The sequence below is a fragment of the Dokdonella fugitiva genome (assembly GCF_014138265.1).
Lineage (GTDB): Bacteria > Pseudomonadota > Gammaproteobacteria > Xanthomonadales > Rhodanobacteraceae > Dokdonella_A > Dokdonella_A fugitiva_A.
On sequence record NZ_JACGXL010000007.1, the window covers coordinates 12,567 to 39,281 of the forward strand.

Below are 26,715 nucleotides of genomic sequence, written 5' to 3' on the forward strand. Positions count from 1 at the left end.
GGGGGTTTCCGATGAAGCAGTCCATGCGGTTCCTGTTCGCCCTGCTCGTCGTCGCGTGCGCGACCGCCGCACGCGCGAGCGACCTCGAAGACACCTGCGCGGCGAGCAGCAGCTACGACCTCGTCGTCGGCGCCGACGCGCTCGTGTTCGAACGCGGTGCCCCGGTGCCGCGACGGATCGAATGGCGCGACGGCCGCCTGCGCGTCGATGGCGCGGGCGTGACCCTCAACACCGAGGATGCCGATCGCCTCGCCCTGTTCGCGCGCGAGCTGCGCGCGCTGGTGCCGAAGGTGAAGGCGATCGCGCTGCGCGGGCTCGACCTCGCCACCGGCGTCGTGCGCGACGAGACGCGCCGGCTCGCCACGTCCGCCGCGACGCGCGCCGAGCTCGACCGGCGCATCGGCGAGCACGCGGCCGAACTGCGCCGGCGCATCGCGTTGAGCAACAGCACGCGCGACTGGCAAGCGGACGCGTTCGAGCGCGACGTCGCGGCATGGTCGGCCGACCTCGCGCCGCTGCTCGCCGCCGACGTCGGCCGCGGCGCGGTCACCGCCGCGCTCGACGGCGACCTCGACGCCGCGGTCGCGCTGCAGGTGCGCGCGAGCGAACTCGGCAACGGCCTGCAGCCGAAGATCGAGCGCCGCCTGCGCGAGCTGCGGCCGCAGATCCAGACGCTGTGCCCGGCGATCCGCCGCCTGCACGAGCTGCAGGACGGCGTGCGCGACGGCAACGGCCGCGCGCTCGACCTGCTCGAGATCGGCGCGGTGCGGCGCTGACCGCCCGCGCGGGCTTCGTCGCTACGCAACGGTATGCACGCGCGCGGCGCACGGCGCCGCGCATGCGCTTGTTGCAACGCAGCGGGTCGGATGCGCGCGTTTTTCGCCGCAGTGCAGCGTTGCCAACGCTCGTTTGAACGACCTAAGATGCGGAGCGCTTCACGCACCACTCGAGCAATCCAGGACGCCAGCCAGAAGGGGCATGCCCATGCAGGTTCGATCGATCACGACCGCGGCCGTCGCCGCGGCGTTGTTTGGCAGTTTGGCGGCGCACGACGCGCGGGCCTACGACTACACCGCGCCGGTGGTGTTCCACGGTACGGCGAGCTTCGACCCGGCCAACAGCGTCATTCCGTTCCCGAACAACCTGCTGCTGCTCGGCACGACCGACCTCACGCTCAACATCCCCGTCGCCGACCCGAACGACTACAGCGATCCGAAGGTCGCGATGAACGCGCTCGACGGCTTCGGCACGTCCACGCCGTGGTCGACCACGTTCAGTGCGCCGATCGACGCGGCCTCGCTCGCCGGCAACGTGCGCATGTTCGAGGTCACGTTGAGTGGCCCTGGCGGCGCCGTCACCGGCGTCGTGCGCGAACTCGCCTCGCCGGGTGAATTCGTCGCCGCGCTGTCGCCGTCCGACGTGACCCACAAGACGCTCGCGATCGTGCCGACCAAACCGCTCAAGCAGCGCACGTCGTACATGGCCGTGCTGACGAACGGCATCACGGCCGGCGGCAACGAGATCCGCGGCACGCTGACCTACCTGCTCTCGACCAGCCCGCACGCGCTCTGCGCGGGCGGCCACTCGACCAACCCGGCGCTGTCGGACGCGCAGGCGTGCCAGCTCGAGCCGCTGCGCCAGCTCAACAGCTCGCAGGCCGCCGCCGCGGTGTCGGCCGGCGTGCCCGCCGGGCAGATCGCGCTGTCGTGGGTCGCCACGACGCAGAGCATCACGCCGACGATGCAGGCGCTGACCGCGATCACGCAGGCGTCGCCTCCCGCGCCGACGCACGTCGCGCCGACCGGCAAGACGCTCGCCGACCTCGGCCTCGGCCTGCCGCCGGTCGCCGACATCTACATCGGCACGATCAGCCTGCCGTACTACCTGTCGGCGCCGAGCGCGTCGAACCCCACGGCGGCGCTGACCGGCTTCTGGCACGCGGCCGCAGGCGCATACATCGACCAGTGCGCGGGTTTCGGCCTCGATCCGACCTCGACCAACCTCACCGCGTGCAACCCGATCCCGGTCGCGACGACGACCGAGACCGTGCCGCTGCTGATGACCTATCCGAACGCGCATTCCGGCCGCACGATGCCCGCCGGCGGCTGGCCGCTCGTGATCTTCCAGCACGGCATCACGCGCAACCGCACCGACATGTTCGCGGTCGCCGGCACGCTCGCCGCGCAAGGTTTCGCGGTCGTCGCGATCGACCTGCCGCTGCACGGCCTGACCAGCACGACCAACCCGTTCTACGTCGGCAACACGCCGTTCGGCGCGATCGCGCACGAGCGCACGTTCGACCTCGACCTGTCCAACAACACGACCGGCGCGCCGGGTCCTGACGGTGTCATCGATCCGTCGGGCAGCTACACGATCAATCTCTCGAGCCTGCTCACCTCGCGCGACAACCTGCGCCAGGGCGAAGCCGACCTGCTGCAGCTCTCGCACGCGGCGTCGACGTTCCCGAACGTCGATGCGAGCCATGTCAGCTTCGTCGGCCAGTCGCTCGGCAGCATCGTCGGCACCGTGTTCCTCGCCAACGATCCGACCGTCGACGTCGGCCTGCTCAGCGTGCCGGGCGGCGGCATCGCGCGCATGCTCGATGCGTCGCCCGCGTTCGGTCCGCGCATCCACGCCGGCCTCGCCGCGGCGGGCCTGCAGCAGGGCACGCCCGACTACGACGCGTACTTCGTCGCGACGCAGACCATCATCGACTCCGGCGATCCGATCAACTTCGCCGGCAACGATACCTTGCTGGCCGGCAAGCGCCTGCTCGTGCACGAAGTCGTCGGCGGCGGCGACGTGCTGCCCGACCAGGTGATCCCGAACAGCGTGCCGGGCGCGCCGCTGTCGGGCACCGAGCCGCTGATCGCCGCGCTCGGCCTCGCGCCGATCGTCGGCACCACGCAGGATGCCGACGGCATCCGCGGCGCGACGCGCTTCCTGCAGGGCGAACACGGTTCGTTGCTCGATCCGACCGACTTCCCGGCCGCGACGGTCGAGATGCAGGGCGAGATGGCGAGTCTGCTCGTCACCGGCGGCGCTGCCGTGCAGGTGGCCAACCCGTCGGTCATCGCGACCTCGCCGTAAGGCGTCGCGCGATCGGGCGATCACGCAAGGGCGCGCTGCGAGGCGCGCCCTTGTGCTTCGTGGAGGCAGCATGCGCAGCGTCAACGACTGGTTCGGCAGCTACAGCGCGGACCACCAGAACCCGACCAACCGGCTCATCCACTGGATCTGCGTACCGGCGATCCTGTGGGCGGTCGTCGCGCTGCTGTGGCTGCTGCCGGTGCCGGCGTCGATCGGTCGCGCCGGCCTCTGGTGCGCGCTGATCATGGTCGGCGCGCTCACGTTCTACTGGCGCCTGTCGCGCCCGCTCGGCGCGGCGATGTTCGTCGTGTTCGTGCTGCTCGCACTGCTGACCGAGTGGCTGTACCGCGCCTTCGGCGGCCAGCAACTGCTGTGGCTCGCGATCGGCGTGTTCGTCGTCGCGTGGGTCGGCCAGTTCATCGGCCACCTCATCGAAGGCCGCCGGCCGTCGTTCTTCACCGACCTCGCCTACCTGCTGATCGGCCCCGCGTGGCTGACCGGCAAGGTCATGCGGCGCGTCGGCATCGCCTACTGAGCGCCTCCCGCGGGAGCGGCTTCAGCCGCGACGCCTCGCTCTCGCGCCGACGAAAGCGCAGCGCGCCTTCCTGCGCTCCCGCGGCGGCGTAGGGGGCGGGCCCCGGCCCACCGTCTTTTCTCTCGCGAACACTGCCGTGATGTCATGCGGTGGGCCAGGGCCCACCCTGCGGTGCGTGGCTCGCCGTTCGCTCAGTCGAGCGTGATGCCCGCCAGCCGCTGCAGCGCTTCCGCGTACTTCGCCGCGGTGCCCGCGATGACCTCGGCCGGTACGCGCGGTCCCGGCGCGGTCTTGTTCCAGTCGAGCGTCTCGAGGTAGTCGCGCACGAACTGCTTGTCGTAGCTCGGCGGGCTGATGCCGACGCGGTACTGGTCGGCCGGCCAGAAGCGCGACGAGTCGGGCGTGAGCATCTCGTCCATCACGTACAGCGTGCCGTCGGCGTCGGTGCCGAACTCGAACTTGGTGTCGGCGATGATGATGCCGCGCTCGGCCGCGTAGCCGGCCGCGTAGCGGTAGATCGCCAGCGTCGCGTCGCGCACGCGTTCGGCCATCTCGCGGCCGACGAGGTCGACCACGTGCGCGAAGCTCACGTTCTCGTCGTGGTCGCCGACCGCGGCCTTCGTCGACGGCGTGAAGATCGGCTCCGGCAGGCGCTCGGCCTGGCGCAGGCCCGGCGGCAGCGCGATGCCGCACAGCGAACCGTTCGCCTGGTAGTCCTTCCAGCCCGAACCGATCAGGTAGCCGCGCGCGATCGCCTCGACCGGCACCGGCTTCAGGCGTTTGGTGATCACGCTGCGCTTCGCGTAGAGCGCGACGTCGGTACCCGCGGGCAGCACGCTCGCGACGTCCTTGCCGGTCAGGTGGTTCGGCACGAGGTGAGCGGTCTTGCCGAACCAGAAGTTCGAGATCTGGCAGAGCATCTCGCCCTTGCCCGGGATCGGGTCGGGCAGTACGACGTCGAACGCGGACAGGCGATCGCTCGCGACGATCAGCAGTTCCGTCGGCGACAGCGCGTAGACGTCGCGCACCTTGCCGCGATGGACGAGGTCGAGGCCGGGCAGGTTCGATTGCGAGAGGACGGTCGGCACGCGCGCGTTCCACGGGTCGAAAGACGCCATTGTAGCGGCGCGCAGCGGCGGTCGGCCGGCCGCGCCGTGATCCGGCGGCCGCGCCGGGCAGCGCGCCGGCGCCGGTGGCGGCCAACGGTGCGCGCCGGCCCCGGCGACGCGTGCTGGTAGAATCGCGCCGTCCTTCCGCGCCGCCTTCCGACGTGCCGACACCCGTTCCGTTCCTTCCGAGCGCGCCCGCCGCGCAGCGAGCCGCGCGATGAGCTTCATCGGCAAACTGCTCGGCGCGCTGATCGGCTGGGGCCTGTTCCACAACCCGATCGGCATCGTCATCGGCCTGCTGCTCGGCCACTTCTACGACAGCGCGGTCGCACGCGCGCGCCCCGGCGCGATCGGCCGCGGCTTCGTCGAACCGCTGTTCGCGTTCGCGGGTGCGCTCGCCAAGTCCGACGGGCGCGTCTCGCAGGCGGAGATCGACGCGGCCGAGGCGTTGATCACCCGGCTCGGGCTCGATGGCGAGCACCGGCGCGCCGCGATCGAACGCTTCACTGCGGGCAAGCAGGCCGAGTTCAACGTGAATTTCGCGATCGGCGAACTCAGCGCCTGGTGCGCTAACCGGCGCGACTCCGCGTTCATCGTGCTCGACCTGCTGCTCGACCTCGTCTACGCCGAAGGGCCGCTCGCCGGTGCCAAGCTCGAGCTCGTGCGCCGCCTGTGCGCCGCGCTCGGCGTGCGTGAGCACGAACTCGCCGCACTCTCGGCGATGAAGGGCTACGGCGGCTGGCAGGGCGCGCGCGGCACCGGCGGCGCCGGCGATGCCGGACGTGCGCCGCCGCGGCCGTCACAGGTCGATCCGTACGCGGTGCTCGGCATCACGCGCGCGGTGAGCGACCGCGACGTCAAGCAGGCGTATCGCCGCCTCATGAGCAAGCACCACCCGGACAAGCTCGGCGACGTGCCGGACGAAGTGAAGCGTCGTTCCGAGCAGCGCGCGCGAGAGATCAACGCGGCCTACGAGCACATCAAGGGCGAACGCGGCATCACCTGAGCGCGCGTCGCCGCCTCCATCACGAACCAGGAAGCTCCGTCATGGCCAAGCAATCCCCGATCATCGCCCCGTCGATCCTGTCGGCGAACTTCGCGCGCCTCGGCGAGGAAGTCGACGCGGTGGTCGCCGCCGGCGCCGGCTGGATCCATTTCGACGTGATGGACAACCACTACGTGCCGAACCTCACGATCGGTCCGCTCGTCTGCGAGGCGCTGCGCAAGCACGGCGTGACCGCGCCGATCGACGTGCACCTCATGGTCAAGCCGGTCGACCGCATCGTGCCGGACTTCGCCAAGGCGGGCGCGAGCGTGATCAGCTTCCATCCCGAGGCGAGCGAACACGTCGACCGCACGATCCAGCTGATCAAGGACAGCGGTTGCCAGGCCGGCCTCGTGTTCAACCCGGCGACGCCGCTGTCCTACCTCGACTACGTGCTCGACAAGCTCGACCTCGTGCTGATCATGTCGGTCAATCCCGGCTTCGGCGGGCAGAGTTTCATCACCTCGGCGCTCGACAAGCTGCGCCGCGTGCGCGAGATGATCGACGCGAGCGGTCGGCCGATCCGCCTCGAGGTTGACGGCGGCGTGAAGCCGTCGAACATCGGCGAGATCGCCCGTGCGGGCGCGGACACCTTCGTCGCCGGCTCGGCCGTGTTCAACGAGCCCGACTACGCCGCGGTGATCGCGGCGATGCAACGCGCGATCGCCGCTGCCTGAGGAAAAAGAACCGCGCCGGGCCCGGGGGAGGGAAGGGGACGAAGCACCCGGCGCGGGGGGACAACCCGAGTTTTTTCCAGGGGAAACCGTGGTGGACGACCCTTGCGGGACGTCCGTGTTCGAGCGGCACGCATCCGTGACGCCGCCGCATCCTTGCGCTTTCCGCGGCATCGACGGCGGGTGCCGCCGATGCCGCAGGAGACCCTTCCGTGGGTCACGCGATGACCGTCGGCCGCGGCCGATGAATCAGATCGCTACCCAGGACGGCTCGGCGTCGCGTTCCGTCGCAGCGCTCGTGCAGGGCCGTTCGGCCAGGGCGGTCGGGGCGACCATCGCCTCGCCGCCGAGCCAGAGGAACTCGGCGATCGCGGCGGGGATCGGGTCGGCATGCGGTGCATCGCGGTGGCGGTCCATCGGTGTCTCCTTCGGCAAGGTGTCGGCGCGGTGCCTTCCAGGGCGATCCCGACCGGCATCGATCGGGCAGCGATCCATCCGTGGATCGCGACAGGCGGAGTGCAGGCGGAGCGGCTAGATGTGCACGGCGGCGAGCAGGCCGAGCAGCAGCGAGCCGAGCGCGAAGACGACGCGCAGGCGTTCGCGGGCATGCAGTTCGGCGTTCGGGTCGGGGCGGCGCGGGTCCATCGTCGGTCTCCGGTGCGGGTGTGCAGCTTCATTGCACCGCGCGCGCGAGGACGCACGCCGCCCGGATCGTGCCGCGATCGCGACGAGTTCTGGCAATCCGCGGGCAGCCGCGGCGCGGACGTTGCGTGTTCGCGGCGACGCTGCGTAAGCTCGCCGCGTCGAACCGGCACCGCGCCGGCGAGGTCGCTTCCAGGAGAGGAATCCATGCCGCGCAGCATCGCCATCGTCGAGGACGAACCGCTGATCCGCGCCAACTACGTCGAAGCGCTCACCCGGCTCGGCTACGAAGTGCGCGGCTACGCGTCGCGCGGCGACGCGCAGGCCGCGTTCACGCAGCGCCTGCCCGAGCTCGTGATCATCGACGTCGGCCTCGGCGACGAACCCGAGGGCGGCTTCGAACTGTGCCGCCACCTGCGCGCGCAGTCGGCGACCTTGCCGATCCTCTTCCTCACCGCGCGCGACTCCGACTTCGACGTGATCTCCGGCCTGCGCCTCGGCGCCGACGACTACCTCGCCAAGGACATCTCGCTGCACCAGCTCGCCGCGCGCATCAACGCGCTGCTGCGACGCATGGACGCGCTGCGCAAGCCGGTCGCGGCCGACAGCATCATCGAGCAGGGTCCGCTCAAGCTCGAGACCGAACGCATGCGCGTGACCTGGAACGGCGTCGAAGTCCCGCTGACCGTGACCGAGTTCTGGATGGTGCACACGCTCGTGCGCTTCCCCGGCCACGTGAAGAGCCGCGACCAGCTCATGCGCGACGCGCAGGTCGTCGTCGACGACGCGACGATCACCTCGCACATCAAGCGCATCCGCAAGAAGTTCATCGCGATCGATGCCGCCTTCGACGCGATCGACACGGTGCACGGCGCCGGTTACCGCTGGAAGCCGTGACCCGCCGCGGGCGCGCATGAACGATCTCGCCCGCGACCTCGCGTCGACGGCCCGCCTGCCGCTGCCGACGCGTGCCGGTGCGCTCTCGTTCTGGCTGCGCTCGCGCGCGTTCATCCTGCTGCGCGCGCTGCGCGACCTCGGTGACCGCTCGCACCGGGGCTGGCCGCGTGGCCACGCGCTCGCCGAGGCCGTCGTGCTCGCCGAATCGCGCACGCCGCTGTGGCGCGACGGCCGCGGCGACGAGTTCGCGCTCGTCGCCGGCAAGGTGCACAACCTGCGCGTGGCGCTGCGCGCGTTCGACGGTGTCGTCGTGCCGGCCGGCGCGACCCTGAGCTTCTGGCGCCAGCTCGGTCGCCCGAGCGCGCTGCGCGGTTTCGTGCGCGGGCGCGAGCTGCGCGGCGGCTGCATCGTCCCGGTGGTCGCCGGCGGCCTGTGCCAGCTGTCGAACGCGCTCGCCGACGTCGCCGCGCGCGCCGGCATCGCCTTCGTCGAGCGCCATGCGCACAGTGCGCGCGTCGGCGACGACGGCGCGATCGACGCGACCGTGTTCTGGAACTACGTCGACCTGCGCCTGCGCGCGGCGCACGCGTGGCGACTCGAAGTGCAACTCGGAGCCGACGAGCTCGTCGTGCGCGTACGCGCGGACATGCCGGTGCGTGCAGCGCCGGACGACGACGGTGGCGCATCGTTGCGGTCGCGCGCCGTACGCCCGCTGCGCGGCTGCCTCACCTGTGCGGAGGCGGCGTGTTTCCGCCACGAGCCGTCGCTGCGCGCCGCGCATGCGCGCGAAGCGTGGCTGCTCGACGCGTGGACGCCCGAGTTCGCTGCACATCTGGCGACGCGCACCGGCGCGGACGACGTCGATCGGCACGCGCCACCGACCGGCGCGCAATGGCGACAGCCGTGGCGATCGCAGCCGCGGACCTGGGCCGGCGCGCGCACGCTGCGCGCGGCGAGCCTGCGCCGACTCGCGTGGCTGCGCTGGAACGCGCACGCGCAAGGGCGACGGCAGGCCGCGATCGTCGACGGCGAACGCTGGATCGCCGCCGCCTTCGCGCGCCGGCTGCGACCGGAACACGACCGCCTCGTGCTCGCGCAGGGTGCGCTGCCGCACCTGCATCGGCTCGGCGTGCTCGGCGGGCGCCGCTACCGGGTGCTCGCGAACGCGTTGCCGATGGCGGAGATCGAACGTCGGCTCGACGCGGCTCGGCGCGACGCGGGCGAAGCCGCCGCGGCGACGCTCGCCGATTTCCGCGTCGACGCGGCGTTGCGCGAGGCGGAACGGCTCGCACTGCACGGCGCCGAGGCGATCGTGACCGCGCACGCGGAAGTCGCGCGCTACTGGCGCGCTCGCGGCGTGACCGTGCAACAGCTGTCGTGGAGCATGCCGGCGGTCGCGCCGCGCGGCGCCGTCGCGCGGCCCGGCGCGCCGCTCGTCGTCTTCGCGGCGAGTGCGCTCGCGCGCAAGGGCGCCTACGAACTCGCCGCCGCGCTGCGCGGCCTGCGCGTCCGCCTGCGCGTGCTCGGTTCGCGCTCGGCCGACGCGACGCTGTGGCAGGGCATCGAGGTCGAGCACGCGGGCTACGCGAGCGACTGGCTCGAGCAGGCCTGCGTCGTCGTGCTGCCCGCCCACGTCGAACACGCACCGCGTGCGTTGTTGCGCGCGCTCGCGGCCGGCGTGCCGGTGGTCGCGACGCCGGCCTGCGGCATCGATGCGACGCCGCACCTCGAGCTCGTGCCGGCCGGCGACGTCGAGGCACTGCGCCGGGCGATCATGGATCGCACCGTGGAGGCGCACTGACGATGTCGCTGCGCTTCAAGCTGCTGCTCGTCGCTCTGTCGACGCTCGCGCTGCCGTGGGCGGGCTGGCAGTTCGTGCGCCAGGTCGAACTGCTGCTGCGCCAGGGCCAGGAACAGGCGCTGCTCGCGTCCGCGGGCATGCTCGCCAAGACGGTCGAGGCGCGCGGCATCGCCTGGCCGCCGTCGGGGCCGGTGCTCTACCTGCAGCGCGCGTCCGAGCGAATCGTCGTCGACGGCTACGCCGACGACTGGAGCGGGTTGCGCCCGTACGCGCAGGCGCTCGGCCCGAGCCAGGACGCGCAGAAGCTGCGCGTGACGCTCGCACGCGACAAGGACACACTCTACCTGCTCGCCGAAGTGCGCGACGCGACGCGCGCGCGCTTCGACCCCGCCGATGCGCGCAGCGCGCTCGGCGACCACGTCGAACTGCTGCTCGTCGACGGCGGCGAGTCGCGCCGTTACCGGCTGACCAGTGCGGCGCCGGGGGCGTTCGACGCGCCGGCGGAAGGCGACGGCGAGCGGCTGCCCCCTCACCTGTCCGGCATGCTGCAGGAGGACGGCTCCGGCTATCGCATCGAGCTGCGCCTGCCGCGCGGCGTGATGCCCGAGCGCATAGGCCTCGCCGTGCGCGACTCGGCGCAGGCCGACGCGACACCGCCCGAGCCGCGCCGCCTGATCGCCTACGACGACGGCGCCGCGCGTTCGCTGCAGCCGCTCGTGCCCGCGCACACGCGCACGCGCCTCGTCGCCGCCGACGGCTGGCTCGTCGCCGACGCCGGCCGGCTCGACACCGCCGGCGTCGCCGCGCGCGACGCGCCGGGCGGCTTCGCCAACTTCGTCTACCGCGTGCTCATCGCGCCCGGCTTCGGCGGCTCCGCCGCGCTCGACGGCGAGCGGCCGCGCCTCGATGCGAGCGAGGTCTGGCAGGCGTTGTCCGGCGTGCCGGCGACGAGCTGGCGCGCGGTCGATCGCGGCGGCGCGGTCGTGCTCACCGCGTCGATCCCGCTGCAGTCGGCCGACGGCCAGCACGGCGCGCTCGTGCTCGAGCAGGCGAACCGCGCGCTGCCGCTGCTCGCCAACCGCGCACTGGTCGGGCTCGCCGGCTCGACCCTCGTCGCGCTGGCGATCGCGCTGGCCATCCTGCTCGCGTTCGGCGCTTCGCTGTCGCTGCGCATCCGTCGCCTGCGCAACGCGGCCGAGCGCGCGGTGCGGACGTCCGGACGTCTGGACGGGCCGATGCCGCTCGCCGACGCGTCGGATGAACTCGGCGACCTCGCGCGCAGCTTCGCCAAGCTCGTCGACGAAGTCGCCGCCTACACCGACTACCTGCGCACGCTCGCCTCGAAGCTTTCGCACGAACTCAACACGCCGCTCGCGATCGTCAAGTCCTCGCTCGACAACCTCGAGCACCACGACGTGCCCGCCGCCGCGCGGCCGTACCTCGCGCGCGCGCGCGACGGCGCCGAGCGGCTCGGCTCGATCGTCCGCGCGATGAGCGAGGCGAGCCGCGTCGAGCGCGCGATCGCTTCGGCCGAGGCGGAGGACTTCGACCTGCGCGCGCTCGTCGCCGGCTGCGCCGACGGCTATCGCGCGCTCTGCGACGGTCGCGAGCTGCGCCTCGAACTGCCGCCGGCGCCGGTGCCGTTCCACGGCGCGCCCGACCTCGTCGCGCAGGCGCTCGACAAGCTGTTCGACAACGCGTGCTCGTTCACGCCGCCGGGCGGCTGGATCGCGCTGTCGCTGCAGGTCGACGCGACCGGCGCGGTGGTGCGCCTCGCCAACCAGGGACCGTCGCTGCCCGCGGCGATGCAGGAACGCCTGTTCGACTCACTCGTGTCGATGCGCGAGGGCAGCACGCGCAGCGGCGGCACACCCCATCTCGGCCTCGGCCTGTACGTCGTGCGCCTCGTCGCCGAACTGCACCAGGGCCGCGCCGGCGCGGCCAACCTCGCCGACGGCGGTGGCGTCGTGTTCTCGATCGCGATGTCGGGCATGGTGCGTCGCCGCCTCGCCGATGGCGCCGTGTAGCGCCGCAGTCCTCAGCCTTCTGTGGGGGCGGCGGAAGCCGCGATGCTTTCGCAGGGCGGAACGAAGGGCATCGCGGCTTCCGCCGCTCCCACAATGCTCTGCCCGCTTCGAAGCCTCCCCCTTCAAGGGGGAGGTTTGGAGGGGGATGGTGTTTGCCATCGCGGGGTAATCGAGCGACACCGTCCCCACCCAACCCTTCCGTTGAAGGGGAGGGCCGAACACCTCGCGGCGCGCCAATGGAAGACAGTTGCTCCCACAGGGGCGGCGCGCGCGTTTGCCGCATCGCGGCGTGTCGTTTCGCGCGTTCGATGTCGTAATCACGGGTCATCCGCGGGACGGTCCCGCGCCCCTGGGGTCACCGCATGAAGCTTCCCGCCTCCGTCCTTGCCATGCTCTGCGCGGGTGCCGCCGCGAACGCGGCCGAACCCGTGACGAGCGGCGACGAGATCGACTACATGCCGTCGGTGATCCATTCGAGCGACGACGGTGCGCGCATCATCGTGTTCGAGCGCCTCGATCCGTCGACGTTCAACGGCGACCTCTGGATCACGCGCTCGACCGACGGCGGCGCGAGCTGGAGCACGCCGGCCGCGATCATCTCGAGCGCGGCGAACGAGCGCCATCCGTCGCTCGTGCAGCTCGGCCCGGCGAGCTATGCGCTGTTCTACCTCAAGGGCAGCGGCGGCCTCACCTCGCTGCGCATCTACCGCGCGACGAGCACCGACGGCGTCGCGTTCACCGAGCAAGGTGTCCTCGACCTCGGCTGGGCTGCGGGCGGCCAGTTCAACCCGCACGTGATCCGCCATCCGGGCGGCACGCTGACGATGAGCTACCAGTACAACAGCGGCGGTTCGTCGGGCTCGTACGTCGCGCAATCGTCCGACGGCGGCTCGACCTGGGACCTCCTGAAGACGCCGATCGCCTTGGGCAGCCAGCTGCCGCGCATCGCCTTCCGCGCGAGCGACGGGCTCTACCTCGCGAGCTACCAGGTCGGTGGCAGTGCGCTCTCGATGTACGTGAAGACGACCACGAGCGTGCACGACTGGAGTGCCGCGCCGCAGGATTTCGCGGTGGCGGGCAACAACCACGACTCGCTGCCGGTCGTCATGCCCGACGAGGCGTTCGCGCTGTTCTGGATCCGCGCGAACGGCAGCCAGTTCGATCTCGCCGTGCGCCGTTCCATCGACGGCGTGAACTGGGGCGATGCGATCGCGCTTTCCGACACGCCGGACGAGGACGACGTCGAACCGCACCCGCTCGTCGGCACGTCGCCGGACACGGTCGAACTCTACTGGGGGCGCGACGTGCCCGCGGGCAGCCTCACCTACGACATCGTGCGCGAGCCGCGCGCGGTCGTGGTCGACCTCATCTTCGCCGACGGCGTCGAAGCATCGTGAGTCGGTACCGTTCGATCGCACCGACGCGCGTGCGCGAATTCAAGGGGCGTAGTCGATGGCGTGGTCTTCCCACGCGGTGATGCGCCACTCGCCAGCGGACTTCGCCAGGGTCACGTCGATGCGGCGAGCGGCCATCGGTCGCTGCATCGACGCATGGTAGAGGTAGCGAAGCACGGTCGCCGTGGCCCTCACGCGTTGACCGGAGACGGTGGCGTCGCAGATGACCCAGGCGCCTTCGGGATACGAGGCTTCGAACGTCGTTCCGTTGAACATCGGCGATGCGCTCAACGCGCTGCAGGCTCCCATTCCGCTCAGCGAGGGGATGGCCCGGCCGTCGTCGCGCTCCAGTCGCGAACGGATGACGTCGTCGGGGAACGGTGGTCGCTTCGCTTTCACCTCGATGCGCAGGAGCGCCGGACCGTCCTTCGTTGCGCTCGCGTAGTCGATGTCGACGTCGACGCCGTCCTCGGTCCCCGGCATGCTCCTGGTGCCGACGCGCGCGTGCTTCCATTCGTGATCGAGGTACTTCCCGGGCGCATAGCCACCGAGGCAGGACAGGGCCGCACCGAAATTGCCGCCGGGAAACTCCGCCGACGAGTTCTGCAGCAGGTAGTCGCAGAACTTCGCGGCCGGCACGCTCCCGCCGTCCTCGCAGCGCCGCGAGGCGAGCACCGGTTGGCTCGCCGCTTCCGCACCGTCGGCGCAGCGCGGGCCCCAGTCGACGCACAGTTCGACGCGGGCCTCGTTCCCCGGCTCGATCGCATTGGCGAAGCGCGTCATTTCCGAGCACAGCGGCTCGCGCGCCGGTCGGATGCCCGTGCATCCGGATGCGAGGATCACCGACGACAACAACAGCAAGCGCGCAATCATGCGGCAATCCCCATCGTGGACGGTGGCCCCGCTGCCGTACCGGTGCGCATGCATCGGGGCCGGCGTCGCGCGGCCGCGCGCACCCTGTTATCTTCGAGGGCCGCCTTCTTCGCAGCATACATCGTGATCACGCAGGAAGAATTCGCCGCACTCGCCGAGCAGGGATACAACCGCATCCCGGTCGTGCGCGAGGTGCTTTCCGATCTCGACACGCCGCTGTCGGTCTACCTCAAGCTCGCCGACGGGCCGTATTCGTACCTGTTCGAATCGGTCGAGGGTGGCGAGAACTGGGGCCGGCATTCGATCATCGGCCTGCCGTGCCGGCGCGTGCACGTGCTGCGCGGGCGCACGCTGACGATCGAGGAGCTCGGCGAGGTGGTCGAGTCGCGCGAGCTCGACGATCCGCTCGGCGAGATCGAACGCATCCGCGCCGCGTACCAGGTCGCGAGCGTGCCGGGCCTGCCCGCGTTCAGCGGCGGCCTGGTCGGGCACTTCGGATTCGAGACGATCGGCTGGATCGAGCCGCGCCTCGCGCGCGCGGACAAGCACGACGAACTCGGCACGCCCGACGCGCTGCTCATGCTCAGCGAGGAAGTCGCGGTGTTCGACAACCTCAAGGGCCGCCTCTACCTCATCGTGCACGCCGATCCGGCGCAGCCGCAGGCGTACGCGCGCGCACGCCGGCGCCTCGACGAACTCGCGTTCCGCCTGCGCCATTCCGGTTCCGGCTATCCCGACGTGCTCGATCCGAAGGGGCTCGGCGAGGCGGACTTCGAATCGAGCTTCACGCGCGAGCAGTACGAGGCGATGGTCGAGCGCGCGAAGGAGTACATCCGTGCCGGCGACATCTTCCAGGTAGTGCCGTCGCAGCGCCTGTCGGTGCCGTTCCGCGCGCGCCCGGTCGACGTCTACCGCGCGTTGCGCGCGCTCAATCCGTCGCCGTACATGTACTTCGTCGACCTCGGCCGCACGCAGATCGTCGGCTCGTCGCCGGAGATCCTCGTGCGCCTCAAGCAGGGACGCGTGGTGGTGCGGCCGATCGCCGGCACGCGCCCGCGCGGGAAGACGCCCGAGGAAGACCTCGCGCTCGAGCAGGAGCTGCTCGCCGACACCAAGGAACGCGCCGAGCACCTCATGCTGATCGACCTCGGCCGCAACGACGTCGGTCGCGTCAGCCGGACCGGCAGCGTCAGGCTCACCGAGAGCTTCGTGATCGAGCGCTACTCGCACGTGATGCACATCGTCAGCCAGGTCGAAGGCGAGCTGCGCGACGGCCTGTCCTACATGGACGTGCTCAAGGCGACGTTCCCGGCCGGCACGGTGAGCGGCGCGCCGAAGATCCGCGCGATCGAGATCATCCAGGAACTCGAACCGCACAAGCGCAACATCTACGCCGGCGCGATCGGCTACATCGGCTGGAACGGCGATGCCGACACCGCGATCGCGATCCGCACCGCGGTGATCCAGGATGGACGCCTTTACGTCCAGGCCGGCGGCGGCGTCGTGTACGACTCCGATCCCGCGAAGGAGTGGGAGGAGACGATGAACAAGGGGCGCGCGCTGTTCCGCGCGGTCGCCCAGGCCGCCGGCGGCTTGTGAGCGCGCGCGGCGTCGAGGGCGGCGGAGGGCCGCCCTCGCGCTCGGCTGGCCTTCGATCTTCGTCGCCGCGCACATCCACGTCCCGCGGCGCCTTGTAGGTACGCCGGCAGCGGCGCACAATCGCCGCCACCTTCGCTATCGCGCGTCGCGAGACGCCGCAGGAGGTTGTGATGCACCCGAAGGAACGGCGCCTGCACGCGCAGCGACCGCCCGCGCTGCTCAAGCGCGAACTCAACGACGCGCAGTGCTTCGCCCTGACCGGGCTGGAACGATTCGGCTGGGAGCTGAAGTTCATCCGCCATCCGCTGTTCCAGGATCCGGTCGCCGTCGTCTTCGACGCCGAGCGCGGGGTCTACGCGGTGATCGAGCGCGACGGCTCGCTCAACGAGCGGGCGACGGTGGCGTTGCGGCATTGATCCGGTCCCGTCGACCGGCTTGATCGCGGCGTCGCCCGTGCGTCACGCTTCGCGCTTGCGCAGCCGCGACCGTCCATCGAAACGCTACGAAGCCCTCGCCGACGAGATCGAGGCGTCGATCCGTGCGGGCACGTTGCGCGCGGGCGACCGCTTGCCGTCGGTGCGCCAGGCCGCGGCGAGCCGCGGCGTGCACGCGTCGACGGTGTTCCAGGCCTACTACCGGCTCGAGGCGCGCGGGTTGATCCGCGCGCAGGCGCGTTCGGGCTACTATGTCGCCGCGGTGCCGCCGCCGGAGCTCGAGCACGTGTCGGCGCCGGAGGGCGAATCGATCGCGGTCGACGTCGGCGAGCGCGTGTTCGCGATCCTCAGGGCGACGATGCGGCGCGACGTCGTGCCGCTCGGCTCGGCGTTCCCGAGCCCGCTGCTGTTCCCGCTCACGCGCCTCGCGCGGACGATGGCCGCGACGGTGCAGCGGCTCGATCCGCGCGCGAGCGTCGACCACCTGCACCAGGGCAACGCGGCATTGCGCCGGCAGATCGCCTTGCGCTACCTCGTCGACGGTCTCGCCGTCGACGCAGAGGATCTCGTCGTCACCAATGGCGCGATGGAAGCGCTGCACCTCGCCCTCGCCGCGGTGACGAAGCCGGGCGACGCGGTCGTGGTCGAGTCGCCGACGTTCTACGCCGCCCTGCAGGCGCTCGAGCAGCGCGGCCTGCGCGCCATCGAGGTCGCCACGCATCCGCGCGAAGGCATCGAGCTCGGCGCACTTGCCGACGTGCTCGAACGGCAACGGCCGGCCGCGTGCTGGCTCATGACGAATTTCCAGAACCCGCTCGGCAGCCTCATGCCCGAAGCGAAGAAGCGCGAGCTCGTCGAGCTGCTCGCGCGCCACGACACGCCGCTGATCGAAGACGACGTCTACGGCGAACTGTACTTCGGCGCGCGCCGGCCGCCGCCGGCGAAGGCCTACGACCGCGCCGGCCTCGTGCTGCACTGCTCGTCGTTCTCCAAATGCCTCGCGCCGGGCTACCGCATCGGCTGGATCGCGCCGGGGCGCCATCTCGCGACGGTCGCGCGGCTCAAGCTGTCGACCACGCTGACCGCATCGACGCCGGCCGAAGCGACGATCGCGGCCTATCTCGAGCACGGCGGCTACGACCGCCACCTGCGCAAGCTGCGCCGCGCGCTCGCGCAGCAGCGCGACGCGATGCTCGCGGCGATCGCGCGGCATTTTCCCGCGGCGACGCGCGCGACGCGGCCCGAGGGCGGCTACTTCCTCTGGCTCGAGCTGCCGCCCGGCGCCGAGGCGCTGGACCTGCACCGGCGCGCGCTCGCGCAGTCGATCAGCGTCGCGCCCGGGCCGATCTTCTCCTCGCGCGCGCGCTTCGAGCGCCACCTGCGCCTCAACTGCGGCCATCCGCACGACGAACGCATCGAGGCCGCGCTGGCGACGCTCGGCCGGCTGGCGACGCTACCCTGACTGCGACAATTCGCGCAGGCTGATCCGGTCGTTTCGGCGCCAGCTGATCGGTATGCGACGCCCGCGCGCGGGTATCGTTCGCAGCAGTCCCATCGCACCGGAGCCGCCCATGGCTGGCAAGATCCTCATCGTCGCCGCGCTCGCCGCGATCCTCTACCAGCTCGGCGCAGGCCTGTATTTCATGATGGTCGACCACGGATCGACCGGCCGCACGGTGCGTGCACTGACCTGGCGCATCGGCCTGTCCGTCGGACTCATCCTCGTCGTCATGCTCGGCGTCGCCACCGGCTGGATCCAGCCGCACGGCGTCGCGCGGTAAGCGAGGATCGCGCGATGCCTCGCTGCCGGCCCGCAATCCTGTTCGCGCTCCTGTTCGCGCTGTCGCCGGCGTTCGCCGACGACGGCATCGCCGAGCGCCTCGCCGCGTGCGCGGCGTGCCACGGCGCGCTCGGCGAAGGCATGCAGGGCGCCGAGTACGTGCCGCACCTCGCCGGCAAGCCGGCCGGCTACCTGTTCGAGCAGCTGGCGGGTTTCCGCGACGGCCGGCGCGTGAATGCGTCGATGACCTGGCTCGTGCAGTTCGCCGACGACGCGTGGCTGCGCGAGATCGCCACGTACTACGCCGCGTTGCCGCCGCGCACGCACGCGGCCGACGCGGGCGCGGCACAGCTGACGCCGGAGCGGCGCGAACGCGCCGAGCGACTCGTGCGCGAAGGCGATCGCGAACACGGCGTGCCCGCGTGCAGCGCCTGCCACGGCCCCGATCTCGCCGGGCTCGAACCCGGCATCCCGGCGACGCTGGGTTTGCCTGCCGACTACGTCGTCGCGCAGTTCGGCCATTGGCGCAACGGCTCGCGCCGCGCGCGCGAACCCGATTGCATGCGCGAGGTCGCCCTCGCGCTGTCGCCGCAGGACATCCGCGCAGTGGCGACATGGCTGTCGCAGCAGTCGAATGCGGACGGCATCCGGCCCGCACCGGCCGGCGCATTCGTGCCGCCCGCGCGCTGCGGCGCGCTGGACGCGGAGGCCGCGCCGTGAGCCTGCGGCGCATCCTGTTCGCGCTTGCCTGCCTGCTGCTGCCGTGCGTGCTCGCCGCGCTCGCGCTCGCGGCCATGCTGTTCGCGCGCCAGGGCGGGATCGAGCCGTTCCGCATCCCGCACGGCGACCGCGCCGTCGCGACCGACGCGACGACGATCGCGCGCGGCGAGTACCTCGCGCGCATCGGCAACTGCCGTGCCTGCCACACCGCGCGCGGCGGCGCGCCGTTCGCGGGCGGGCGCACGTTCTCGACCGGCATCGGCACCGTCTACAGCACGAACATCACGCCCGATCCCGCACGCGGTATCGGCGACTGGTCGGCCGACGAGTTCGCGCACGTGATGCGCCACGGCGTGTCGCGCCGCGGTGCGCTCTACCCGGTGTTCCCGTATGCGCATTTCGCCAACGTCGCCGACGCCGATCTCGACGCGATCCTCGCGTACCTGCGCACGCAACCGGCGAGCGCGTCGACGCCGCCGCCGAACCGGCTCGAACCGCCCGCGGATTCGCGCCGTGCGCTCGTCGGCTGGCGCATGCTGCACTACCGGCCCGAGGCGACGCGCATCGACCCGAACGACCGTGGCCGCTATCTCGTCGATGGCCTCGGCCACTGCGCGATGTGCCACAGCGCGCGCGGCGAGCGCGGCTCGTTGCCGCCCGAAGGCCATTTCGCGGGCGGCCGCATTCCCGGTATCGGCTGGTACGCGCCACCGCTCGACCGCGTGCAGCTCGAGCGCTACTCGGAACAGCAACTGGCCGACTACCTGCGCACCGGCACGTCCGCGCACGGCAGCGCGTACGGGCCGATGGCGGAAGTCGTCTACGCGAGCCTGCGCGCGCTCACGCCCGGCGACGCGCTCGCGATCGCGCGGCACCTCAAGCAGGTCGAGCCCGCGCCGCTGCGCGCGACGGTCGGCAGCGAGGCGAACGACGACGCAGGCAGTCCTGGTGCGCAGGTCTATGCGCACGCGTGCGCCGATTGCCACGGCAAGGACGGCGAGGGCAAGCCGGGTGCTTATCCGCCGCTGCAGGGCTCGGTCGCCGCGACCGCACCCGACGCGACGAATGCGGTGCGCCTCGTGCTCTACGGCGGCATGCCGGTCACGACCGCGGGCGCGCCGCGTCCGCATTCGATGCCACCGTTCGTGCAGCGGCTCGACGCGAGCGAGATCGCCGCGGTCGTGAACCACCTGCGACGGCGCTGGGGTGCGCGCGATTCGCGCCTGACCGCGCAGGACGTCGAATCGATGCAAGGCATCGTGGTCGACTGAGCGCGCGCGATGAACGCCTTCTTCGAGACCGGCCTGTCCTTCATCCTGTTCCTGCCGACGTTCGCGATCGTCGGTGCGATCTACTGCGCGTGGCCACGCGCGCCGCGCGGCGCGATGCGCTGGCTCGCCGACCTCGCCGTACTCGCGCTCGCGGCTGCGGCGAGCATCGTCGCGATGCGCTGGGGCTTCGACGCCAGCACCGGCCGCGGCGGCCACCTGTGGCCGCAGATCGTCGCCACCTTGCTCGCCTACGGCGTGTTCCTCGCCGTGCTTGCGCTCGCCTGGCCGCTGCGTGCGCGCTGGCTGCGGCGCCGCCGGCGAATCGGCGTGCCTTAGGGCGCAAGCGACGGGTCCGGCGCTGCGCGCGTTGATTTGCCTGCCGTCCCGATCGTGCGCGGACCCCTGTGGGAGCGGCGGAAGCCGCGATGCTTCTCCCGCCCGTTCGCGCGACGAAGAGCATCGCGGCTTCCGCCGCTCCCACAGATCGCGCACCTCGCGCAGCGCGTGCGGGTTTTTCGGGCACGCCCGATGTGCTAAACATCGATCGCGCCGCGGTTCCGCGCGTCGCGGCGGCGATGCGCGCCGCCATCACGCACGCAGGAATCGCGCATGCCGCACAGCACTCCGCTCATCGCGACCCTCGTTTCCGCGTTCGTGCTCGCCTACGTCGCGGGCATGCTCGCGCAGCGGCTGCGCCTGCCGCCGATCGTCGGCTACCTGCTCGCGGGTGTCGCGATCGGTCCGTTCACGCCCGGCATCGTCGCCGACCAGGCGCTCGCGCCCGAGCTGTCGGAGATCGGCGTGATCCTGCTCATGTTCGGTGTCGGGCTGCATTTCTCGCTCGGCGACCTGCTCGCGGTGCGCGCGATCGCCTTGCCCGGCGCGGCCGTGCAGATCGCGATCGCGACCGCGCTCGGCATGCTGCTCGCATGGGCGATCGGCTGGTCGGCGGGCAGCGGCCTCGTTCTCGGCCTCGCGCTGTCGACCGCGAGCACGGTCGTGCTGCTGCGCGCGCTCGAAGAACGCGGCCTACTCGAAACGCAGCGCGGGCGCATCGCGATCGGCTGGCTCATCGTCGAGGACCTCGCGATGGTGCTCACCCTCGTGCTGCTGCCCGCGCTCGCGGGCCTGCTCGGCGGCACCGCGCAGGAGGGCGTGAACCTGTACGCCGCGCTCGGCCTCACGCTCGCCAAGGTCGCCGCGTTCGTCGCGGTGATGCTGGTGGTCGGCCGGCGCGCGATCCCGTGGCTGCTCGAGCGCACCGCGGGCACCGGTTCGCGCGAACTGTTCACGCTCGCCGTGCTCGGCATCGCCCTCGGCGTCGCCTACGCCTCGGCGATGCTGTTCGGCGTCTCGTTCGCGCTCGGCGCGTTCTTCGCCGGCATGGTGCTCAACGAGTCGAAGCTGAGCCACCAGGCCGCGCAGGAGTCGCTGCCGTTCCGCGACGCCTTCGCGGTGCTGTTCTTCGTCTCGGTCGGCATGCTGTTCGACCCGTCGATCCTCGTGCGCGCGCCGCTGCCCGTGCTCGGCGTGCTCGCGATCATCCTCGTCGGCAAGTCGATCGGTGCGTTCGCGATCGTGCGCGCGTTCGGCCGTCCGGCCGAGGTCGGCCTGACCATCGCGACGAGCCTCGCGCAGATCGGCGAGTTCGCCTTCATCCTCGCCGGGCTCGGCATCGAACTCGGCCTGCTGCCGAAGGACGGCCGCGACCTCGTGCTCGCCGGCGCGATCCTGTCGATCTGCGCGAACCCGCTGCTGTTCGTCGCGCTCGACCGCTGGCTCGCGCGACGCGATGCCGCCGCCGCGGCCGCGGCGCCGCGCGAACCCGACCTGCCGCCCGGGCCGCCGCTGCCCGAGCGCGACCACGTGATCCTCGTCGGCTTCGGCCGCGTCGGCTCGCTGGTCGGCCAGCGCCTGCACGACGAAGGCACGCCGCTCGCGCTGATCGAACCCGACGCCGACGCGGTCGAGCGCGCCCGCGCGCTCGGCATTCCCGCGCTGGCCGGCAATGCGGCCGCGGCCGAGCGACTCGCCGCCGTGCACGTCGCCGGCGCACGCGCGATCGTCGTCGCGATCCCGCAGGCGCTCGAGGCCGGCCAGATCATCCGCCACGCGCGCGAGGCGAATCCGGCGATCGCGGTGCTCGCGCGCGCGCATTCGGACGACGAAGTCGCCTACCTGCTCGGCTGCGGCGCCGACGCCGCGGTCATGGGCGAACGCGAGATCGCGCGCAGCATGTGCGAGTCGATCGACGGTCTCGCGCGCTGGTTCCAGCCGCGCGCCGCCGCCCCGGCCGCTCCCGACGCGGCCTGAGTGCGTAGCCGTCCATACCCGGGCGTGCTGCCGTTCGGCCTTATACTCGCCCTCCGGCCACCCGCCCGAGCGTGACGACCATTGGCGATGAAGGATTTCAGAATTGAGTTCCTGACGCGCGATGGGTACGTGTTCTTGGCTGCCGAAATCGCCTATCGAGAGCAAAGGATATGTCAGCTCTTTCGACGCGTGGAGGACGATGGCATCGAGATCGAAATCCTCGACGAGCGCTTCGAGCTGAAAGAGTCCGTTCTGCTGAGGTTTCCGTTGGAAGATTTTCTTTCGGTACTGGACCGTACCAAAGCGGAGCTGCTCGCTCTACGACTGGACAGACTGACGTAGTCAATGCTCGGACGCACTGACGTCGGTCGATTGAGAATGAACAAGGTGCGAGCTTTATGCTGTTGATGATCGACAACTACGACTCGTTCACGTTCAACCTCGTGCAGTATTTCGGCGAGCTCGGCGAGGACGTGCGCGTGATCCGCAACGACGAGATGACCCTGCCTGCGCTGCGCGCGCTGCGGCCATCGGCGATCGTGATCTCGCCCGGCCCGGGCACGCCCGACGACGCCGGCGTGTCGCTCGAGGTGCTGCAGCGGCTCGGCGGCGAGGTGCCCGTGTTCGGCGTCTGCCTCGGCCACCAGTCGATCGGCCAGGCGTTCGGCGGGCGGGTGATCCGCGCGAAGGAAATCATGCACGGCAAGACCTCGCCGATCCATCACGCGGGGCAGGGCGTGTTCCGCGGCTTGCCCGATCCGTTCGAGGCGACGCGCTACCACTCGCTCGTGGTCGAGCAGTCGTCGCTGCCGGATTGCCTCGAAGTCACCGCGTGGACCGAGCATGCCGACGGTTCGCTCGACGAGATCATGGGCCTGCGCCATCGCAGCCTGCCGATCGAAGGCGTGCAGTTCCATCCCGAATCGATCCTCACCGAACACGGCCACGCGATGCTGCGCAACTTCCTCGCGCAGGCGTTGCCGAAAGCGGCCTGACGCCGTCGCACCGGGGAGGGAGCGATGCACGCACGCCATGTCCTGTCCATTGCCGTCGCGAGCCTGCTGCTCGCGGCGTGCGCGACGAAACCTTCGCGCGAAGCGGCCTTCGAACTCGACGGCGACGCATCGGTGTTCCTGCCCGGGGTCGTCTCGTCGGAGTATTCGGAGATCCGCGCGGCCGTGAGCCCCGACGGCGCCAGCGTGCTCTGGGGCAGCACGAACCGGCCCGGCGGCGCGGGTGGCTGGGACATCTGGATGAGCCAGCGTCGCGACGGCGCGTGGAGCGCGCCGGTCGCGGTGGCGTTCGACACGCCCGCGAACGAATTCGATCCCGCGTTCGCGGCCGACGGCCGCAGCGTCTACTTCTTCTCCAATCGCGCCGGCGGCTACGGCGGCGACGATCTCTGGCAGGCCGCGTTCGATCCCGCGACGGCGACGTTCGGCACGCCGGTGAACCTCGGCGCGGGCGTCAACTCCGCCGGCGACGAATGGGCGCCGACGCCGTCCGCCGACGGCCGCACGCTGCTGTTCGCGACGAACGGCCGCGGCGGCGCGGGTCGCCACGACCTGTTCACGAGTACCTGGCGCGACGGCGCGTGGCAGGCGGCAGTGCCGCTCGCCGGCGAAGTCAACGGACCCGGCGACGACTTCGACGCGGCCTGGCTCGACGACGGCCGCGTGCTCGTGTTCGCGCGTTCCGACGACGTGGAGAACGCAGCGATCGCGCTCTGGTCCGCCGTGCGCGACGGTGATCGCTACGTGCGTGCGCAGCGGCTCGACGCGCGCGTCGACGTCGACGGCGGCTGGATCCTCGGCCCGTCGGTCGATCCCGCGCACCCAGGCATCCTGCTGTTCTCCGGCGAACGCGCGGGAGGGCAGGGGCGTGCGGACATCCATTCCATCCACTACCGCGTGCGCTGAGCGCGAGCAACGAAACCCGACCATGCCGATCACCCCGCAGGAAGCGCTGCAACGCGCCATCGAGCACCGCGAGATCTTCCACGACGAGATGGTCGAGCTCATGCGCCAGATCATGCGCGGCGAGGTCTCGCCGACGCTGGTCGCGGCGATCGTCGCCGGCCTGCGCGTGAAGAAGGAGACGATCGGCGAGATCACCGGCGCCGCGCGCGTGATGCGCGAGCTCGCCGCGAAGGTCGACGTCGGCGCGCCCGCGCACTTCGTCGACATCGTCGGCACCGGCGGCGACGGCGCGCACACGTTCAACATCTCGACCGCGTCGATGTTCGTCGCCGCGGCCGCGGGCGCGAAGGTCGCCAAGCACGGCAATCGCAGCGTGTCGTCGAAGTCGGGCAGCGCCGACGTGCTCGAGGCGCTCGGCGCGTCGATCGAGCTCGATCCCGCGCAGGTCGCGCGCTGCTTCGCGCAGACCGGCATCGGCTTCATGTACGCGCCGAACCACCATCCGGCGATGAAGGTCGTCGCGCCGGTGCGCAAGGAGCTCGGCGTGCGCACGCTGTTCAACATCCTCGGGCCGCTGACCAACCCCGCGGGTGCGCCGAACATCCTCATGGGCGTGTTCCACCCCGACCTCGTCGGCATCCAGGTGCGCGCGTTGCAGCAGCTCGGCGCGCGCCATGCGCTCGTCGTCTGGGGCCGCGACGGCATGGACGAGATCTCGCTCGGCGCGGCGACGATGGTCGGCGAACTGCGCGACGGCGCCGTGCGCGAGTACGTGATCGAGCCGGAGGACTTCGGCCTCGTGATGGCGTCGAGCCGCAACCTGCGCGTCGCGCACGCGCTCGAATCGAAGGCGCTGCTGCTCGAGGCGCTCGACGACACGCCCGGCGTCGCGCGCGACATCGTCCTGCTCAACGCGGGTGCGGCGCTGTACGCGGCCGACCTCGCCGGTTCGATCCAGGACGGCATCGAGCGCGCGCGCGCGGTCGTCGCGAGCGGCGCCGCTCGCGCGAAGCTCGATGCGTTCGTCGCGGCGACGCGCACGCTGGTCGCGGAGGGTCGCGCATGAGCGACATCCTGCAGCGCATCCTCGCGCGCAAGGCCGAGGAGATCGCCGAGCGCAGCGCGCGCGTGCCGCTCGCCGAACTCGCCGCGCAGGCCGCCGACCTGCCGCCCACGCGCGGCTTCGCCGCGGCGATCGAGGCGAAGCTCGAGGCGGGCCTGTCCGCGGTGATCGCCGAAGTGAAGAAGGCGAGCCCGTCGCGCGGCGTGATCCGCGCCGACTTCGATCCGGCGGCGATCGCGGCGAGCTACGCCGCGGGCGGTGCCGCCTGCCTGTCGGTGCTCACCGACACCGACTTCTTCCAGGGCAGCGAGGCGTACCTGCAGCAGGCGCGCGCGGCGTGCGCGCTGCCGGTGCTGCGCAAGGACTTCACCGTCGATCCGTACCAGGTCTACGAGGCGCGCGCGATCGGCGCCGACGCGATCCTGCTCATCGTCGCCGCGCTCGACGACGCGGTGCTGCTCGAGCTCGCGCTGCTCGCCGCCGAACTCGACCTCGACGTGCTGGTCGAAGTGCACGACGAGGACGAACTCGAGCGCGCGCTCGACGTGCCGGCGCCACTGGTCGGCATCAACAACCGCAACCTGCGCACGTTCGAGACCTCGCTCGACACGACCCTGCGCCTGCGCGGGCGCGTCGGCGACGGGCGCGTGCTCGTCACCGAGAGCGGCATCCACGCCCCCGCCGACGTCGCGCGCATGCGCGAGGCGGGCATCGACGCGTTCCTCGTCGGCGAAGCATTCATGCGCGCACCCGATCCGGGAGCGGAGCTCGCGCGCCTGTTCTTCGCACGCTGATGGGTTCGCCGATGGCCTGCATCGCGTCGCCCGCCGACGCGCCGGGCGGCGCGCGCCGCGTCGTGCTGTTCGACTTCGACGGCGTGCTCGTGCGCGGCGACTCGTTCACGCGCTTCATGCGAGCGCGCTACGCGAGCGCGTGGCCACGCGCGATTCCGTTGCTGCTCGCGGCGCCGCTGCTCGGCCTCGCCGCGACGACCCGGCGCGGCCGCCGCGCGCTCGAGCGCGGCCTCGTGCACTGGGGCCTGCGCGGGCTCGACGAGCGCGCCTACCACGCGCGCGCGCACGCGTTCGGGCGCAGCCTCGCCGACGACGCGCGCAACCTGCAGCGCGCGGCGTTCACCGCGCTGAGGCGGCATCGGCATGCGGGCGACCGCGTCGTCGTCGTCACCGGCTGCGAGCACGTACTCGCGCGCGCGATCCTCGACCACCTCGGCCTGCACGACGTCGAACTCGTCGCGTCGCGCTTCGCGCACGGCGGGGGCGGGCCGCGCATCGCCTGCCGCAACGTCGGGCGCGAGAAGCTGCGCCAGCTCGCCGCACTCGGCATCGAGCCGACCTGGGACGTCGCCTACAGCGATTCGCTGGTCGACCTGCCGATGCTCGGCGGCGCGGCCGAGGCGGTGCTCGTGAACGTCGAGACGGCGGGTTTCGAGCGCGCGCGCGCCGTGCTCGGCGAGCGTGTGCGGCGCGTCGATTGGTGGTGACGGCGCCGGCGCGTGTCGCGGACGGTGG

Annotated in this window: 26 protein-coding genes; 23 read left to right on the plus strand and 3 right to left on the minus strand. The window is 71.6% G+C overall.

Annotation, left to right across the window (positions count from 1 at the left end; genetic code table 11):
- Positions 1-23 precede the first annotated feature (23 nt).
- The 3 genes from FHW12_RS18245 to FHW12_RS18255 all read left to right on the plus strand — a co-directional run bounded on the left by FHW12_RS18245 (position 24) and on the right by FHW12_RS18255 (position 3,625).
- The gene (locus FHW12_RS18245; RefSeq protein ID WP_182532495.1) at positions 24-776 is read left to right on the plus strand and encodes a DUF2884 family protein; all 753 of its coding nucleotides are present in this window, start codon (positions 24-26) and stop codon (positions 774-776) included.
- Positions 777-984: 208 nt separating this feature from the next.
- Positions 985-3,090, plus strand: coding sequence for a lipase (locus tag FHW12_RS18250; RefSeq protein ID WP_182532496.1), 2,106 nt, complete (start codon positions 985-987; stop codon positions 3,088-3,090).
- Between the two features lie 70 nt (positions 3,091-3,160).
- Positions 3,161-3,625 (plus strand): DUF962 domain-containing protein, encoded by a 465-nt coding sequence (locus tag FHW12_RS18255; RefSeq protein ID WP_182532497.1) that lies wholly within the window; start codon positions 3,161-3,163, stop codon positions 3,623-3,625.
- A 191-nt stretch (positions 3,626-3,816) separates the two neighbouring features.
- On the opposite strand, the gene FHW12_RS18260 is transcribed toward FHW12_RS18255, so the two are convergent.
- On the minus strand, positions 3,817-4,713 hold the full coding sequence (locus FHW12_RS18260; protein ID WP_182532498.1) for a phosphoribosylaminoimidazolesuccinocarboxamide synthase: 897 nt from the start codon (positions 4,711-4,713) through the stop codon (positions 3,817-3,819).
- Positions 4,714-4,951: 238 nt separating this feature from the next.
- Between FHW12_RS18260 and djlA the strand changes: the two genes are divergently transcribed.
- The gene (djlA, locus tag FHW12_RS18265; protein ID WP_182532499.1) at positions 4,952-5,740 is read left to right on the plus strand and encodes a co-chaperone DjlA; all 789 of its coding nucleotides are present in this window, start codon (positions 4,952-4,954) and stop codon (positions 5,738-5,740) included.
- A 41-nt stretch (positions 5,741-5,781) separates the two neighbouring features.
- Positions 5,782-6,456 carry a ribulose-phosphate 3-epimerase gene (gene rpe / locus FHW12_RS18270; protein ID WP_182532500.1) on the plus strand — a complete coding sequence of 225 codons (675 nt, stop codon included), beginning with the start codon at positions 5,782-5,784 and terminating at the stop codon, positions 6,454-6,456.
- A gap of 246 nt (positions 6,457-6,702) precedes the next feature.
- Here the strand turns inward: rpe and FHW12_RS18275 are convergent, their stop codons facing one another.
- Complete coding sequence (locus FHW12_RS18275) at positions 6,703-6,870, minus strand: hypothetical protein (RefSeq protein ID WP_182532501.1); 168 nt, start codon at positions 6,868-6,870, stop codon at positions 6,703-6,705.
- Between the two features lie 432 nt (positions 6,871-7,302).
- Here FHW12_RS18275 and pdsR point away from each other — a divergent pair, with 432 nt between their 5' ends.
- From pdsR to FHW12_RS18295, 4 genes are all read left to right on the plus strand, one after another.
- Positions 7,303-7,992: a proteobacterial dedicated sortase system response regulator gene (gene pdsR / locus FHW12_RS18280; RefSeq protein ID WP_182532502.1), complete on the plus strand. Its 690-nt coding sequence runs from the start codon at positions 7,303-7,305 to the stop codon at positions 7,990-7,992.
- A 16-nt stretch (positions 7,993-8,008) separates the two neighbouring features.
- Entirely contained in the window at positions 8,009-9,793 is a 1,785-nt protein-coding gene (locus tag FHW12_RS18285; RefSeq protein ID WP_182532503.1) for a VanW family protein, read from the plus strand.
- A gap of 2 nt (positions 9,794-9,795) precedes the next feature.
- The gene (locus FHW12_RS18290) at positions 9,796-11,820 is read left to right on the plus strand and encodes an ATP-binding protein (RefSeq protein ID WP_182532504.1); all 2,025 of its coding nucleotides are present in this window, start codon (positions 9,796-9,798) and stop codon (positions 11,818-11,820) included.
- A gap of 362 nt (positions 11,821-12,182) precedes the next feature.
- A complete protein-coding gene (locus FHW12_RS18295) occupies positions 12,183-13,217 on the plus strand; it encodes a sialidase family protein (RefSeq protein ID WP_182532505.1) in 1,035 nt (344 codons plus the stop codon).
- A gap of 39 nt (positions 13,218-13,256) precedes the next feature.
- Here FHW12_RS18295 and FHW12_RS18300 read toward each other — a convergent pair whose 3' ends face one another.
- Positions 13,257-14,087: a hypothetical protein gene (locus FHW12_RS18300; protein WP_182532506.1), complete on the minus strand. Its 831-nt coding sequence runs from the start codon at positions 14,085-14,087 to the stop codon at positions 13,257-13,259.
- Between the two features lie 123 nt (positions 14,088-14,210).
- On the opposite strand from FHW12_RS18300, the gene trpE reads away from it, so the two are divergent.
- The 14 genes from trpE (at position 14,211) to FHW12_RS18370 (ending at position 26,687) form a co-directional block, all read left to right on the plus strand.
- A complete protein-coding gene (gene trpE, locus FHW12_RS18305; RefSeq protein ID WP_182532507.1) occupies positions 14,211-15,686 on the plus strand; it encodes an anthranilate synthase component I in 1,476 nt (491 codons plus the stop codon).
- A 170-nt stretch (positions 15,687-15,856) separates the two neighbouring features.
- Positions 15,857-16,102, plus strand: coding sequence for a hypothetical protein (locus FHW12_RS18310; protein ID WP_182532508.1), 246 nt, complete (start codon positions 15,857-15,859; stop codon positions 16,100-16,102).
- A gap of 37 nt (positions 16,103-16,139) precedes the next feature.
- A complete protein-coding gene (locus tag FHW12_RS18315) occupies positions 16,140-17,582 on the plus strand; it encodes a PLP-dependent aminotransferase family protein (protein WP_310735281.1) in 1,443 nt (480 codons plus the stop codon).
- Between the two features lie 109 nt (positions 17,583-17,691).
- Entirely contained in the window at positions 17,692-17,901 is a 210-nt protein-coding gene (locus tag FHW12_RS18320) for a twin transmembrane helix small protein (protein ID WP_182532510.1), read from the plus strand.
- 14 nt (positions 17,902-17,915) lie between these two features.
- Positions 17,916-18,620: a c-type cytochrome gene (locus tag FHW12_RS18325; RefSeq protein ID WP_182532511.1), complete on the plus strand. Its 705-nt coding sequence runs from the start codon at positions 17,916-17,918 to the stop codon at positions 18,618-18,620.
- Positions 18,617-19,891, plus strand: a complete 1,275-nt coding sequence (locus tag FHW12_RS18330; protein WP_182532512.1) for a cytochrome c — start codon at positions 18,617-18,619, stop codon at positions 19,889-19,891. Before FHW12_RS18325 ends, FHW12_RS18330 begins: the two co-directional genes overlap by 4 nt.
- A gap of 9 nt (positions 19,892-19,900) precedes the next feature.
- A complete protein-coding gene (locus FHW12_RS18335; RefSeq protein ID WP_182532513.1) occupies positions 19,901-20,227 on the plus strand; it encodes a hypothetical protein in 327 nt (108 codons plus the stop codon).
- A 273-nt stretch (positions 20,228-20,500) separates the two neighbouring features.
- Entirely contained in the window at positions 20,501-22,204 is a 1,704-nt protein-coding gene (gene ybaL / locus FHW12_RS18340) for a YbaL family putative K(+) efflux transporter (protein WP_182532514.1), read from the plus strand.
- A gap of 87 nt (positions 22,205-22,291) precedes the next feature.
- The gene (locus FHW12_RS18345) at positions 22,292-22,546 is read left to right on the plus strand and encodes a hypothetical protein (RefSeq protein WP_182532515.1); all 255 of its coding nucleotides are present in this window, start codon (positions 22,292-22,294) and stop codon (positions 22,544-22,546) included.
- Positions 22,547-22,602: 56 nt separating this feature from the next.
- Positions 22,603-23,199 (plus strand): anthranilate synthase component II, encoded by a 597-nt coding sequence (locus tag FHW12_RS18350; protein ID WP_182532516.1) that lies wholly within the window; start codon positions 22,603-22,605, stop codon positions 23,197-23,199.
- Between the two features lie 24 nt (positions 23,200-23,223).
- Complete coding sequence (locus tag FHW12_RS18355) at positions 23,224-24,123, plus strand: TolB family protein (protein WP_182532517.1); 900 nt, start codon at positions 23,224-23,226, stop codon at positions 24,121-24,123.
- A 22-nt stretch (positions 24,124-24,145) separates the two neighbouring features.
- The gene (gene trpD, locus FHW12_RS18360; protein ID WP_182532518.1) at positions 24,146-25,189 is read left to right on the plus strand and encodes an anthranilate phosphoribosyltransferase; all 1,044 of its coding nucleotides are present in this window, start codon (positions 24,146-24,148) and stop codon (positions 25,187-25,189) included.
- Entirely contained in the window at positions 25,186-25,980 is a 795-nt protein-coding gene (gene trpC, locus FHW12_RS18365; RefSeq protein ID WP_182532519.1) for an indole-3-glycerol phosphate synthase TrpC, read from the plus strand. The genes trpD and trpC overlap by 4 nt, the downstream gene beginning before the upstream one ends.
- 11 nt (positions 25,981-25,991) lie before the next feature.
- Positions 25,992-26,687, plus strand: coding sequence for an HAD family hydrolase (locus FHW12_RS18370; protein ID WP_259393145.1), 696 nt, complete (start codon positions 25,992-25,994; stop codon positions 26,685-26,687).
- Positions 26,688-26,715 lie beyond the last annotated feature (28 nt).

Excerpts from the sequence above, each read along its gene's own strand:
- FHW12_RS18245 (WP_182532495.1), top strand. The coding sequence starts at position 24 with ATGCGGTTCCTGTTCGCCCTGCTCGTCGTCGCGTGCGCGACCGCCGCA.
- FHW12_RS18250 (WP_182532496.1), top strand. The coding sequence starts at position 985 with ATGCAGGTTCGATCGATCACGACCGCGGCCGTCGCCGCGGCGTTGTTT.
- FHW12_RS18255 (WP_182532497.1), top strand. The coding sequence starts at position 3,161 with ATGCGCAGCGTCAACGACTGGTTCGGCAGCTACAGCGCGGACCACCAG.
- djlA (WP_182532499.1), top strand. The coding sequence starts at position 4,952 with ATGAGCTTCATCGGCAAACTGCTCGGCGCGCTGATCGGCTGGGGCCTG.
- rpe (WP_182532500.1), top strand. The coding sequence starts at position 5,782 with ATGGCCAAGCAATCCCCGATCATCGCCCCGTCGATCCTGTCGGCGAAC.
- FHW12_RS18275 (WP_182532501.1), bottom strand. The coding sequence starts at position 6,870 with ATGGACCGCCACCGCGATGCACCGCATGCCGACCCGATCCCCGCCGCG.
- pdsR (WP_182532502.1), top strand. The coding sequence starts at position 7,303 with ATGCCGCGCAGCATCGCCATCGTCGAGGACGAACCGCTGATCCGCGCC.
- FHW12_RS18285 (WP_182532503.1), top strand. The coding sequence starts at position 8,009 with ATGAACGATCTCGCCCGCGACCTCGCGTCGACGGCCCGCCTGCCGCTG.
- FHW12_RS18290 (WP_182532504.1), top strand. The coding sequence starts at position 9,796 with ATGTCGCTGCGCTTCAAGCTGCTGCTCGTCGCTCTGTCGACGCTCGCG.
- FHW12_RS18295 (WP_182532505.1), top strand. The coding sequence starts at position 12,183 with ATGAAGCTTCCCGCCTCCGTCCTTGCCATGCTCTGCGCGGGTGCCGCC.
- FHW12_RS18300 (WP_182532506.1), bottom strand. The coding sequence starts at position 14,087 with ATGATTGCGCGCTTGCTGTTGTTGTCGTCGGTGATCCTCGCATCCGGA.
- FHW12_RS18310 (WP_182532508.1), top strand. The coding sequence starts at position 15,857 with ATGCACCCGAAGGAACGGCGCCTGCACGCGCAGCGACCGCCCGCGCTG.
- FHW12_RS18320 (WP_182532510.1), top strand. The coding sequence starts at position 17,692 with ATGGCTGGCAAGATCCTCATCGTCGCCGCGCTCGCCGCGATCCTCTAC.
- FHW12_RS18325 (WP_182532511.1), top strand. The coding sequence starts at position 17,916 with ATGCCTCGCTGCCGGCCCGCAATCCTGTTCGCGCTCCTGTTCGCGCTG.
- FHW12_RS18335 (WP_182532513.1), top strand. The coding sequence starts at position 19,901 with ATGAACGCCTTCTTCGAGACCGGCCTGTCCTTCATCCTGTTCCTGCCG.
- ybaL (WP_182532514.1), top strand. The coding sequence starts at position 20,501 with ATGCCGCACAGCACTCCGCTCATCGCGACCCTCGTTTCCGCGTTCGTG.
- FHW12_RS18345 (WP_182532515.1), top strand. The coding sequence starts at position 22,292 with ATGAAGGATTTCAGAATTGAGTTCCTGACGCGCGATGGGTACGTGTTC.
- FHW12_RS18350 (WP_182532516.1), top strand. The coding sequence starts at position 22,603 with ATGCTGTTGATGATCGACAACTACGACTCGTTCACGTTCAACCTCGTG.
- FHW12_RS18355 (WP_182532517.1), top strand. The coding sequence starts at position 23,224 with ATGCACGCACGCCATGTCCTGTCCATTGCCGTCGCGAGCCTGCTGCTC.
- trpD (WP_182532518.1), top strand. The coding sequence starts at position 24,146 with ATGCCGATCACCCCGCAGGAAGCGCTGCAACGCGCCATCGAGCACCGC.
- trpC (WP_182532519.1), top strand. The coding sequence starts at position 25,186 with ATGAGCGACATCCTGCAGCGCATCCTCGCGCGCAAGGCCGAGGAGATC.
- FHW12_RS18370 (WP_259393145.1), top strand. The coding sequence starts at position 25,992 with ATGGCCTGCATCGCGTCGCCCGCCGACGCGCCGGGCGGCGCGCGCCGC.